Source organism: Bradyrhizobium genosp. SA-4 str. CB756 (assembly GCF_000473125.1).
GTDB classification, from domain to species: domain Bacteria; phylum Pseudomonadota; class Alphaproteobacteria; order Rhizobiales; family Xanthobacteraceae; genus Bradyrhizobium; species Bradyrhizobium arachidis.
Window position 1 is genome coordinate 3,203,548 of the sequence record NZ_KI421499.1, and the last position, 12,109, is coordinate 3,215,656.

A 12,109-nucleotide genomic window follows, 5' to 3' on the forward strand; every position below is an offset into this window, starting at 1 on the left:
TCCCGGTGGAAACTCTTCACGTGCAGCATCCCGGCCACACTTCTGATTCAGAATGGTATTTTAACGGGCTTTGGGCGGTCAGAAGACGAAGCTGGCGGCCCGTTCCAGCCCGGGAAGCACCGGGGCTGCGGCATCGAACAGCGCCCGATGGCCGAATTCGCCGTGGGTATGGGTCACGATCATGGCCCGCGGCGGCCTGGACTGGGCCGAAACGCCGAGTAGACGCCCGCCCTCCTTCAGCTGCCCGAGCAGCCCTTCCGGGATCACTTCGGTGGCGCCATTGAGGATGATGACGTCATAGGGAGCGGCAGACGCATCACCTTCGGTGCAGGCCGCAGCCTTGCAGGTGACATTGGCCATGCCGGCCAGGGCGTCCTTGGCCTTCGCGGCCAGGGCCGAATCGCATTCCGTCGCAGTGACCTGGCGGGCAAGCTTTGCGGCCAGCGCGGCGAGGTATCCCGTGGCGCAGCCGACGACCAGCACGTTGTCGTCCTCGCCGATCTCGGCGGCCTGGAGCAGCTTGCCGGTCAGCGCCGGCTTGATCAGGAAGCGCTTGGCGCCACCCTCGCTCACGTCGAGATCGAGGTCGAGATAGGCCAACGCCTGCCGCACCGCCGGCACGAACGCCTCGCGCGGAACCGTGAGCATGGCGTCGAGGACGCGGCGATCGGTGACGTCATTGGTGCGCACCTGGCCATCGACCATTTTGAGGCGCGCGGTCGAGAAACCGGACATTTGCGGACCCTGCAATGCGGACGATGCCGCGGACGGAAGTTGGCGGCATCTTTGGAACAGGCTCCGCGAAAACGCAACACGTCCGTGCGCCCGGGCAAAGCCGGAGCTGCGCCGGTCACGGCTTGAGCAGACGCTGGACTATTCGATCGTGACCGCGAGCCGGCCGATAAGGGCTGCGACCTCGTCGAGCCGGGTCGAATCGGGCGTCTCGACTGCACGCGCCAGGCGGGCGAGGCATTCATCGTCGCTGAGCTCTGGAAGGTCGGCCGGCAGAATCGAGGGGGCCATGTGGGCACGGTCGATCTGGATGTCGGGCATGGGAATCAGCTCCGTAAGAGTCCGGCCCACGGAAACTCGATTCGAATTAAGTCGATTTGGCGCCGCCCCCGTGGCGCGACGGCGAGCGCTCACACAAAAGCTTGAGCGATTCTACGCTGGATCGAGGCGATCGCTGCTGGACAGCACTTGAGCAATGTTGCTCACCGCATCAGGATGCGGATGTAAATCATTGCAAATGCGATGAAATTTGGCTCCCCGGGCTGGATTCGAACCAGCGACCATCCGATTAACAGTCGGATGCTCTACCGCTGAGCTACCGAGGAAAAGGGCGAACCAGTCGTTCGCGCGGGGTGCGTATAACAAAGCCGCTTGCGCTTGCAAAGGACGAATTCGTCATCATCCGCAACGCGCCTGAGGAAGGGCCGCCGGGCGGCCCCTCCTCCGCGGCATGTCAGGTTACTCGGCGACGAACGAGGTCGTCTTGGTGCCGGGGTCGTAGCGCAGCCGCAGCGCGGTGAACTTGCAGAGGTTGACGTTCTTCCACAGCACCGACTCGTCATAATTCTGCCAGTCGACGCGGATGTTCCAGACACATCCCTCATCATCGTCGTCGAACTCGACATAGGTGCTCGCCTGGTTCTGCAAAACCTTGTCGAGCTCGTTGTCCCATTCGTCGAGGCCATCGTCCGGCGCATTGAAGCCCAGGAATTTGATGGCATAGCCGGTCTCGTTGACGACAGTGACGTTGCGGGCGTCGGCCGCGAAGGCCGTCGTGGTGGCAAGCATAAGGCCGGCGGCGATCAGTCCAGACAGAAAATACTTCATATGAAATCCCCCGATCGAAAAAGGCTCCAGTGCCTACGTCGATCGGCGCAGGCGCCACGGCAACCAATGGCGTTGCCTCAAGAAATCGTCCGGAGTGCGATCGAAAGGTTCAACACGCGATCGATCCGCACTCCGGCACGTTGCGCGACGCGAGACGCGCAAGGGGGTTCATATCTTTTGGAATTCTCCGCAGCAATGAATGGGCATTCATAGATCGGCGTTGTTTGTTTGCTCCGGTGCAGGCGCCGGCACCGCGGCGCCGTTGCTCTTTCCGGTGACCGCGCCGACCAGCGCTTTCACGGGATCGTCGCCCGGCGCAAAGCCGCTCTGGCGCAGGATCTCGTCGATCATCGGACGCAGCGCGTGCACCTTGAGCAGCTCGCCGGCAAGCCCCTCGCCGAAGCCGACGCTGCCGCCGCCTACGCCGCTGCCATTGCCGCCGAAGGCACCGCCGGTATGCAGGATGCGGACGTCCTTGAGGTTGGCGATCGGCTTCACCATCTCGGCCAGCGCCGACGGCATGGTCTCGATCCGCTTCTTGGCGATCTCGAAATCGATGACATTGCTGCCGAGCTTGTTCTGCGCCTCGTTCTTCATGGTGATGACGGCGGCCTCGGCCTCGCCGATGTTGCGGACGCCGACCGCCTTGATCTTGTTGGACTCGGCTTCCGCCGTCGCCAGCGTCTTGACGGCCTCGGCACGGTCGAGCGAGGCCTTCTTCTCGGCTTCAGCCGCGACGATCAGTTCGGTCGACTTGCGCTCGGCCTCGGTGCGGGCGGCCAGCACCTGCGTCAGACGGGCGCGATCGGCGACCTCGACGGCGCGCGCGGTCACGACTTTTTCCTCAGCCGAGACGGCCAACGCTTCGGCCGCCTTGGCTTCTGCCACGGCTTCCGAGGTCTGCTTGCTCTTGGACGCGATCTGGATCTCGTTCTCCTGCGTTGCGATCTGGATCTCGCGCTGGGCATCGGTTTTGCGCTTGTTGATGGCGAGATCGGACTCGATCACGGCGGTTTCCTTGACCTGCTTGGCGCCCGCCTCCTTCTCGGCAACCGCCCGGTCGGTATCGATGCGGGCATTCTCCTCGGTCAGGCGCGCGGTCTGAGTTGCGGTCGCGACCTCGGCGCGGGTGCTCGCGGTCTTGTTGGCGATGTCGCGCTCCTGCGACAGCTCGGCCTCCTTCTTGGTCCGCTCGATGCCGAGCGTCTGCTGCCGCGCCTCGAGATCCTTCTGTGCGATCGCCACCTCGTTGTCGCGGACGATGGCGTTACGGTCGCGGCGGCGGGTCTCGGTGATGGTCTTGAGCTGGGTCAGGCCTTCGGCGTCGAAGAAGTTTTCCGGGTTGAAGAACTTGACGTCGGTCTGGTCGAGCTTGGTGAGTGAGACCGACTCCAACTCGAGGCCGTTCGATTTCACGTCGGACTCCACGGTCGCCTGCACGTGCTTGACGAAATCCGAGCGCTTTTCCTGGAGCTCAAGGATGGTCATGGTCGCTGCCACCGACCTCAGACCGTCGACGAATTTTGCCTCGACCTGGTTGCGCAGCGCCTCGGCGTCGTTGGTCAGTGCGCCCAACGTCTGGCTCGCGAGCGCAATGCTCTCGTCGTCGGGACGGACGCGGACGTAGAATTCGGCGACGATGTCGACGCGCAGGCGGTCCTTGGTGATCAGGGACTCCCGCTCCTTGCGTTCGACGGTGAGCCGCAGCGTCTTGAGGTTGACGCTGGCATAGGAGTGGAAGATCGGCAGGATCATGGCGCCGCCGTCGAGCACGACCTTCTTGCCGCCGAGGCCGGTGCGCACGAACGCCTCGTCGCGGGTGGCGCGTTTGTAGAGGATGGTGAAGACGATCCCGAGGACGACGATCAGCGCGACGCCGATCATGGCCGGGACTGCGATGTCGAACATGACTTGCTCCAATAAATGACTTGCTGGGTGCTTAGAGATGGCTTGTTAGAGTCGGCTTGGACGGCTTGAGTTCATCCTCGGCCCTGACCGCCACGAAGCGGGTGTCGTCGCGATCGACCAGCAGGACCATGGTTCCCTGCGGCAATGGTCCCGACGCGGGCGCCGCAACCGCCCAGACGAAATGCCTGTTGCCGTGGATGTCGGCGACGCTGACGCGGCCGGGCGGTCCCTGGTCGAGCGGACCGATGACGACCTCGCCGACGCGGCCGACGAGATCGCCGAGGCCGACGGCATAGCTTTCATCCTTGGGAATGAGGCGCGCGATGGCACCGCTGGCGGCGCGGACCAGCGGCACCGACACCACAACGGCCCCGGCTGACGCGACCGTCGCCGGCAAGGGACCGGCGACCATCCGCGCGATGTCCTGGATCAGGAATCCAGTGATGGAGAAGGCGCCGAGGGCCAGCAGCAGGAAGATCAGCAGCGGCACGCCACCGACATTGACCCAGGAGATGGCGTTGATGACGCCATTATCGCTGGGGTGACTGAAATCGATGCTGGTGCCGAGCATCTCGCTCAGCGAGGCTCCGACCAGCATCGAGACCACTTCGATCGAGCCGACGATGAGGATCATGGCCGCCGCAACCGCGAACGGCCTGACCTCCGGCGCCATGACGTGTTCGAGCAGTGCGCTCATGACACGGCACTCAGGAGCGCGACTTCAGCCGCGCCAGCCTCGCTGCAATTTCCTTGTCGCGATGGAGCGCACTGAGCTCGTCGATGTCGCTCGAATAGGGGATGCTGGCGGGCACGCCGGTGGCCCGCGCCACCGCCCTGCCCGCGCGCAGCGCCTTCGCCGCCGCGGAAGCGCCACCGGATTTGCGCGGCGACGCCGAAGCCTGGTGGCTGGCGTGAGCCTCGCTCTTTTCGAGATCGACGCGGCGCTGCTCGGCATCTTGCAGCGCCGACAGCACTGCGCGGAGCGAGGTGACACATTGCTCGATCTTCTCGTTGTTCTCGTCGATGGCGCGGGAGAGCACCTCGAACTGCGCCTCCAGATCCATCTGCCGCGCGATGCCGGCACGGGCGAGATCGTCGCGATTATCGGCGATCGCGCCCTCGATCTTGGCGGCGAGATCGGTCATCTCGCGCTCGATCTCGGTGCGGCGCGCGTTGAGGCGATATTCCTCGGCGCGTGCGGAGGCGAGCGCATCGCGCGCCTCGCTCTCGGCGCGCTCGATCTCGCGGATGGCCTGTCCGACCACCTTGATCTTGTTCTTGCCTTCCGCCTGCTCGATCGCGTCGTAAGCGATCCCGGCGATCAAGCGCCCGACCCGGGACAGGAAGTTGTCGGGGGCGGCAGCGATGGTATCCATAGCGTTCTCCTCCTCTGGCAGACTGTTCGGCGTGACGCCGTAGTGAACTTCGAAACCGTCGTCGGTGCGGATCAGGTGCGCGGGCACGCTCTGCCCCCAACCCTCGGCATAGCCGGCATAGTCGAAGGGCACGCTGAAGCGTCCCTGCACGGTCGCAATCGAGATGGTCGCCGGGCCCTTGATCTTGGCGAGCTTGTCGTCGAGCGGCAGGCGGCGGCCGGCCGCGGCGCGATAATCGGCGCGGTCGCGCAGGCCGAGCGTCACCAGCCGCGAGGGCAGCGCGGTCTCTTTGCGGATCGGCTCATAGGCATGGGCGTGCAGCAGCACGACGTTGGAGCCGACATTATGGGTCCGGGCGACCTCGTCCAGGATCTCCATCATGCGGTCGTAGGCCTGGAATGTCGCCTCCATGGCGGCCCTGGCGGCCGGGTCAGGGGCAAGCCTGTAACGAAGCGCAGACGGCGCGTTTCGGGGCGACGGGCTCATGGAAAGCACTAAAGCACCATTTTGGTGCTTTAGGAAGAGGAAGGTCAATCACGTTCCGCTGATCCTGATGCACTCTACCGTTAGTCGCGGTGGCTAGGGCCGACGTTCAAGGCCGCTCTCTGTTTGCAAAGGTCCCGTGTCCCGGCTTAGCGCAGCAACGCTTGTTGCGTTGCTGCGCTAAGCCGGGACCCACGCCGCGGCCACCGCTCTGAGACGTGTGGACTCCGGTAAGTCTGTCGATCGGGGTGGGCTTGGGGCACCTGGCAAGCGAGTTACCCTCGGTGGTGGTGGCTGGAAAAGGCCGTGCGGCTTTCCAATGAGTATGGCCGCACGGCCTGGAAGCGGTGATCAGAAGATCTTGGCCGCGCTCTGTAGCGTGACCCAGACGCCCCAGACTAGCGGGATGCCGACAAAAGCCCAGAACAGGACCGCCTTCAGGTCTAGTCCGCCAAGCCCGATTCCAAACGAGCCGGAAGGTCCCGATGCGCTCGCGCTTGCTGCGGCCGCCTGCACGTTTGCGACGCCCGTCTCGCGCATGTGCCACTTTGGGTTGACCGGCCTGATCAGGTAATTGCAGATCAAACCTGCGAACAGCATCGCACACAGAATATACATCGTGGTGTTGTAGAGCTGGTCGGACTTGACGCCAGCCGCCAGCTGGAATTCGCGGATATAGTTCACCACGACCGGGCCGATAATTCCCGCCGTCGACCATGCAGTCAGCAGACGGCCGTGGATTGCACCGACGTATTGGGTACCAAACATGTCGGCAAGATAGGCCGGAACGGTCGCAAATCCACCGCCATACATCGACAGGATGATGCCGAAGCCGAGGACGAACAGCAGCTTCGAACCCATCGCCGCGAACGTCGGCGCCAGCGCATAGAGAACGATACCGAGGATGAAGAACGTGTAATAGGTGTTCTTGCGGCCGATCTTGTCGGACAGGGACGCCCAGAAGAAGCGACCGCCGATGTTGAAGAGCGACAGCAGACCAGTGAAGCCGGCCGCGATACCCGCGATCGTCGCTTTCTGGGCGACGGTCAGTTGATTGAAGCCGACATCCGGCAATCCAATCAGCTTGCCCGCGAAGATTTCCTGGAGCATTGGCGAAGCCATCCCGATCACGCCAATACCCGCCGAAACGTTCAGGCAGAGCACCCACCAGATCAGCCAGAACTGGGGAGTCTTGTGCGCGTCCTTGAGGTGTACGTTATACTTCGAGATCATCGTGTTGGTCTCGGCCGGCGGCGCCCACCCCTCCGGACGCCAACCCGCCGGCGGCAAACGATAGCGAAAGGCGCCGATCAACATGAACACGAAATAGATGACGCCCATCGCAACGAAGGTCTCCCACACGCCGACCGAGGTCGGCGACCTGAAATAGTTCATCAGAAGGCTTGCCAGCGGCGCGCCGATCATGGCGCCACCACCGAAGCCCATGATCGCCATGCCGGTCGCCATGCCGCGTCGATCGGGAAACCATTTCACCAGCGTCGACACCGGCGAGATATAGCCGATGCCGAGACCAATGCCGCCGATGACACCCGAGCCCAGCCACAACAGCCAAAGCTGGTGCGTGTAGACGCCGATCGCCCCAAGGAAGAGGCCGCCGCACCAGCACAAGGCGGAGACGAGCCCGGCCTTGCGCGGCCCAACCCGCTCCAACCAGCCACCCCACACCGCTGCGGCGATGCCGAGAAGCACGAAGAACAGCGTGTACATCCAGCCGAGGCTCGCAACCCTCCAGTCACAGGTCGTTGTGAACAATTCCTGGACGAGCGTCATGTCGGGACAGGCCTTCGGTGCCGTCAGTCCAAGCGCGCGCGACAGCGGCAGCCAGAACACGCTGAAGCCGTAAGCCATGCCGATGCAAAGGTGAACACACAGCGCGGCTGGCGGGACCAGCCACCGATTGAAGCCCGCTCTCGCAATCGTGCGCTCCCTGTCGAGAATGCCGCCTCCGGAGCGAGGCATGGCTCCAGCGCTACTGATCGTCGTCATCGAGATTATTCCCCTGTAATTTCCAAATACCGGGCGGGTCTGCCGCCCACGATCCCTGCATTCAACTCGCAGTGCGAGCTTGATTGCAGCCGGCACACCATCGAGACGCGTAGGATCGTTAAGCGCATTCGACAGACCGCAACGGATATGCCCGGATGTGCAGGCTGCGGGTGCTTGGTCCTTCGAGTTCGCAGCGGGCGCCGCGAGGCACGACAGAACTCCGCAATTGCTTGCGGAGAAACCGATCGGCACTGGAATTCAATGTGTGTCGATACGATGGCGAATTTCGTTGAGGGCGGACAGGATCGAGGAGGAAATGAGACTCCCCTTCTGGTGTCATCGCCCCCGCGCGGCGCAAACCGGAGGAATCAGTCTGCTTTGTCCCGAGTCGCTCAAGTTGCGATCGGACACCGGTGCGAGGGTCGATGAGAAATCAATGCCACCGGCGAACGCAAGCGAGGTTGGTCTGATCGACGATCATGACTGGTGAGTGCTCGCCGTCGAACTGATCTCGTGGTTGAAGAGGGAATATGCCGAAGCCGTCGATTTGTCTCTGTGAGGCGGAGCATCGGACGGGTTGCAGCTGCATCCGGTGCTCCGATACTCACTCAAGCTCGAGGGACTTGTAGCGGCCGTTTTCGTCAATCGCCGTTCCCCAGATCTTGTGCGACGCCTGGTGTTCGGCACGGCTGAAATTGAGAGAAGTGCCGAGGCCCAGATCGAGATTGTGCGTATTCTCAAGAACGTCGATCAGTCTTTCAGTATCGAGCTGCGCGCCTGTCCGTTTGAGTGCCTGGATCAAGACGTTGGCGGCGATATAACCTTCAAGCGACACGTAGTCCGGCGCCTCTCCCGGAAAATATTTGGCGAGCGCATTTTTGTATTCGAGGACAGCGCTGGAATAGCCGCCAACCGCAGGCACCACCTGTGTCACGATGACGCCATTGGCGAAGCGCGGCCCAAGCAGCATCAATTCATCGGCAAGTGCGGTGCTGCCCACGAACGAGACGTTGGTGTAAATCATTGCAGGAAAAGCATCGCGCGTCTTCTCGATGAACTTGGCGGCGGCCCGGTAGGTTGCAACCATGACCACGGCTTTGATCGTGCCCTTTTGCGCCTTCAGCTGATTGACCGCGTCGTCGACGTCCACCGTATTCCGCTTGTAGTTGAGCCGGAGAATGGAGCTGTCGTTCAGGCCGAGCGAACGAAACGCCTTTGAGACGCCCGTAAATCCGGCATCACCATAGGAATCTTGCTGGGCGAATACGGCGATTTGTCGGGGCTGCAGCCGGCGCAGCTTTATCAAGTAGCGGACGGCGGCGTCGGTCTCCTCCGCGTAGCCCGCGCGATAGTTAAACACATACCGATCGGGAGGGTCGTTGCGCAGAACATTCGCCCCCGTGAACGCGCCGAAGAACAATGCCCGCCGCTCGAGCGCGTAGGGTACTGCGACGGCAGCGGTTGGCGTTCCCACATTTCCTATGAAGCCGAAGATCTGATCCTTTTCGTAGAGTTGCTTCATGGCATCCACAGTCCGCGTCGGCTCGTAGCCATCATCCGCCGAGACCAGCCGGAGCGACCGGCCCTCCACGCCGCCGGCATCGTTGGCCTGATTGAAAGCGGTATCGATCCCGAGTTTCATCTGCCGCCCGAGTTCCTTCGCCGGACCGGAGAACGGTGCCACCATCCCGAACCGGATTTCGTTCGCGGTCACTCCGCGCGCGGAGGAGGCGAGAGCCGCTCGCGGCAACGACGCCGTGGGCGCCGTCGCGGCAGTGACTGGCGCCGTCCCGATCGCGTCGATCAGTGATGCCGACTTCCCGGCAAGCGACTGTTCGAGATCGGCAAGCTGACGTTCCGCCGTTCTGCAATTGGTCCGGCCTGCGGTCAGAGCATTGCGGCCATCCGCGACATTGCGATCGAACAGCTGCGAGAGACCGTCGCGGTCGGTCTCGTTGGACGCGTTTGCCTTGATCACCGCCTGGAATTTGTCGACGATGAACTGGATCCGAGGGCGCGCGACGTCCGGGCACGCCAGCGCCGAACCAACGATCGGCCCCACGCGGCCCGCCAAGTCGCGCACGACATTCAAATTGTCGCCAGGCGCGGCGCCCGCGGCGGTCGTGAACAAAGCGCCAAGTGCAACCGCTATCCAGCGCAATCGCGAGTTCTGCACGATCGTCAAGCCATATCCGATATCGCGCATCGTCGCTGTCTCCGTATATGCCATTTCAATCATTGCGACGTCTCGGCGGAACCGGTCTTTTGGCGCCATTCCATGAATTGCTGAAGTAGCTGTTCGGACTGCTCGGGCGTAACGGTTTGGCCGGCGCTTTGCTGTGGCCGCGCGGTTTTCATCGACTGCACGGCCGCGGCGAAGGACGCGGCGATGGCGGACTCCTGTTGAGCCTCAACCTTCAGGGCAAAGAACAGCGCCGCGACCGCCGAGACGCCAACGGTCGCCACCACGAACAACGTCTTGCGCCCATTCCGAACGCGCCGCGGCGTCGAAGGCTTCTCCATGACCTCAGGCTCGAGTGGCCGACGCAACGATTGGTAGACTGCATTCTCGAGCGCCTCGACTGAAGCGCGCCGCTCAGCGGGGGCCTCGTCTGGTTCGAAGTGCAGGTCGTCAAGAGCGGATAGTGGCGACCGTGGCATCTCGCGAATTCGGCGGGGCGCATAGTAAAGTGGATCATGGGGGGTAGTTCGGTCTTGCTCACTCAAGGGACTCATACGCTAATCCTGTGATGCTCTGTTGTTGTGAATTGGCGCTTTTGCTGCCCTCGGAAAAGCTGAAAGCAAAGAGGGCGGCACACAGAAAATCTCTGTCGTCCCGGTCGAACCGCAACCATCGATTGGCAGAGAACTCAAGATGTCGGATGCCGATCCAACATCGCGGGATGCGATACGCATCTGACCGCGAGAATAACCCCGAACCTTCACCGCCCCGCCGGTCTCCGTTGCCTCACTTTCGACATCTATCCGCTTGCCGGCGCAAATGGTGTGGAACCTCACTCCGACGTGATGCAGCTAGCGCGCGATTAAGTTCGAAACGAGGCCGCAAGTTGGCTGCAATGGTCCTTGGAACTTTTGACGGACGCATCGGCATCTCCGAAATCCTGGTTTCCGCTCCCCACTCGTGATTCAATCGAAGTGACCCAGATCGGTCCCATATGATCGCCGGAGAGGTCTGGAGCTGTCGAGCGCACCACTCGTGGATGCGCCGCGTCCGGGGCACGAGACGGAGGTCGTGAGGCTCCCTCTACATCATCATTGCGACGAAGCTCTTGCGACGAAGCAATCCAGAGTCATTCCGCGGAAAGATTCTGGATTGCTTCGCTTCGCTCGCAATGACGGCTGGACGCCTCACCTCTCGCCCTAACTTGCATCTCAACACGCAGACATAGATCCGCACCCTCGCGGCTTGGTTCGCCCGAGCGTTGCTTCATCTCGACACCCTCTTCTGTCAGAGGGCGAAGGGAAGACCGGGTGCCGGCTGGCACCCACGGTCCATTGTGCGAAGGATGCGCTACGAAATTTGCACAGCGGCATACAGGTGACGCCGGAAACAACCCGGCCTTCCCTGCGCAGTGGCTTTACGGCTTATGCCGAGCTCTCCCCGGGGAGCGATGCACTATTGCCCCCGTCGCCTTGCAGATGGCTGATGTGCCCACCCGGTCGGGCAGCACACATCACCGCAAGACTTGGCGCACAGACCCCGGGCGCCAGGACGACACGGTTTTACCGTACGCTGACCGCACCGGTCGTATGCGCGAGATCGTCGCTCACGGTTTCCCGCCCTGCGATCCTCATCGCGCCGACGCGGCCTGCGTCCACCGCCATTCATCCCGCGTTTCGTGACGATCGCGATACGCCCCTCTGACAGGGATGAGGTGAAACAGGACTACGACAAAGCCGAATTTCGGTAAAGTAGAATCTTTTTGCGTGAACTGATTGACCCGCAAATTGGGTGTTTTGCCCATCGGGTGCCGCAAGGGCTTGTAGTCTTGTAGCCCGGATGAGCGAAGCGACATCCGGGATTCGTGCGAGCGGCGGTCCCGGGGATCGCTTCGCTCACTGGGCTACGAAAGCCGAGCTCACGGCCGACGGCACACCAGGTCGATCTCGATCAGCGCGTCATAGGCAAGTCCGGTGACGCCGACGCAGGTGCGGGCCGGCAGCCGATCTGACGGAAAGAACGTGCGGTAGGTCTCGTTCATCGCGGCGTAGTCCTCCTTGAAGCGCGTCAGATAGATGCGCGTCATCACGACGTGCTCGAGGCCGAGATCGAGGCCGGCGAGAACCACCTTCAGGTTCTCCATCACCGCACGGGTCTGGGCGACGATGCCGTCGGGCAGCATGCCCGGCGTCTGCGGCGTGTCCGGCATCTGGCCGGTGACGAAGACAAAGCCATCGGTCTCCACCGCGTGGCTGAACGGCGCGACCGGCTTCGGTCCGCCGCTGATCATGTGGAATTTCACCTGAGATATCCT

At 62.6% G+C, this 12,109-nt stretch carries 10 protein-coding genes and 1 tRNA gene; all 11 read right to left on the minus strand.

What is annotated here, in order from left to right; all coding sequences use genetic code 11:
* Window positions 1-78: 78 nt before the first annotated feature.
* The 11 genes from BRAGE_RS0115775 to BRAGE_RS0115830 all read right to left on the minus strand — a co-directional run bounded on the left by BRAGE_RS0115775 (window position 79) and on the right by BRAGE_RS0115830 (window position 12,097).
* The gene (locus BRAGE_RS0115775) at window positions 79-735 is read right to left on the minus strand and encodes a protein-L-isoaspartate O-methyltransferase family protein (protein WP_027558026.1); all 657 of its coding nucleotides are present in this window, start codon (window positions 733-735) and stop codon (window positions 79-81) included.
* Between the two features lie 138 nt (window positions 736-873).
* Window positions 874-1,053, minus strand: coding sequence for a hypothetical protein (locus BRAGE_RS0115780; RefSeq protein ID WP_027558025.1), 180 nt, complete (start codon window positions 1,051-1,053; stop codon window positions 874-876).
* A gap of 209 nt (window positions 1,054-1,262) precedes the next feature.
* Window positions 1,263-1,337: transfer RNA gene (locus tag BRAGE_RS0115785), tRNA-Asn, on the minus strand.
* Window positions 1,338-1,470: 133 nt separating this feature from the next.
* The gene (locus BRAGE_RS0115790) at window positions 1,471-1,839 is read right to left on the minus strand and encodes a hypothetical protein (protein WP_027558024.1); all 369 of its coding nucleotides are present in this window, start codon (window positions 1,837-1,839) and stop codon (window positions 1,471-1,473) included.
* Window positions 1,840-2,046: 207 nt separating this feature from the next.
* Window positions 2,047-3,747, minus strand: coding sequence for a flotillin family protein (locus BRAGE_RS0115795; RefSeq protein ID WP_027558023.1), 1,701 nt, complete (start codon window positions 3,745-3,747; stop codon window positions 2,047-2,049).
* A 31-nt stretch (window positions 3,748-3,778) separates the two neighbouring features.
* Window positions 3,779-4,444, minus strand: coding sequence for an OB-fold-containig protein (locus tag BRAGE_RS0115800; RefSeq protein WP_027558022.1), 666 nt, complete (start codon window positions 4,442-4,444; stop codon window positions 3,779-3,781).
* A 10-nt stretch (window positions 4,445-4,454) separates the two neighbouring features.
* Window positions 4,455-5,618, minus strand: coding sequence for a PspA/IM30 family protein (locus BRAGE_RS0115805; protein WP_027558021.1), 1,164 nt, complete (start codon window positions 5,616-5,618; stop codon window positions 4,455-4,457).
* Between the two features lie 339 nt (window positions 5,619-5,957).
* On the minus strand, window positions 5,958-7,613 hold the full coding sequence (locus BRAGE_RS0115810) for an OFA family MFS transporter (RefSeq protein WP_027558020.1): 1,656 nt from the start codon (window positions 7,611-7,613) through the stop codon (window positions 5,958-5,960).
* A gap of 604 nt (window positions 7,614-8,217) precedes the next feature.
* Complete coding sequence (locus tag BRAGE_RS0115815) at window positions 8,218-9,819, minus strand: ABC transporter substrate-binding protein (protein WP_231164021.1); 1,602 nt, start codon at window positions 9,817-9,819, stop codon at window positions 8,218-8,220.
* Between the two features lie 29 nt (window positions 9,820-9,848).
* A complete protein-coding gene (locus tag BRAGE_RS48700) occupies window positions 9,849-10,136 on the minus strand; it encodes a hypothetical protein (protein ID WP_141263135.1) in 288 nt (95 codons plus the stop codon).
* A 1,577-nt stretch (window positions 10,137-11,713) separates the two neighbouring features.
* Complete coding sequence (locus BRAGE_RS0115830) at window positions 11,714-12,097, minus strand: RidA family protein (protein ID WP_027558018.1); 384 nt, start codon at window positions 12,095-12,097, stop codon at window positions 11,714-11,716.
* Window positions 12,098-12,109 lie beyond the last annotated feature (12 nt).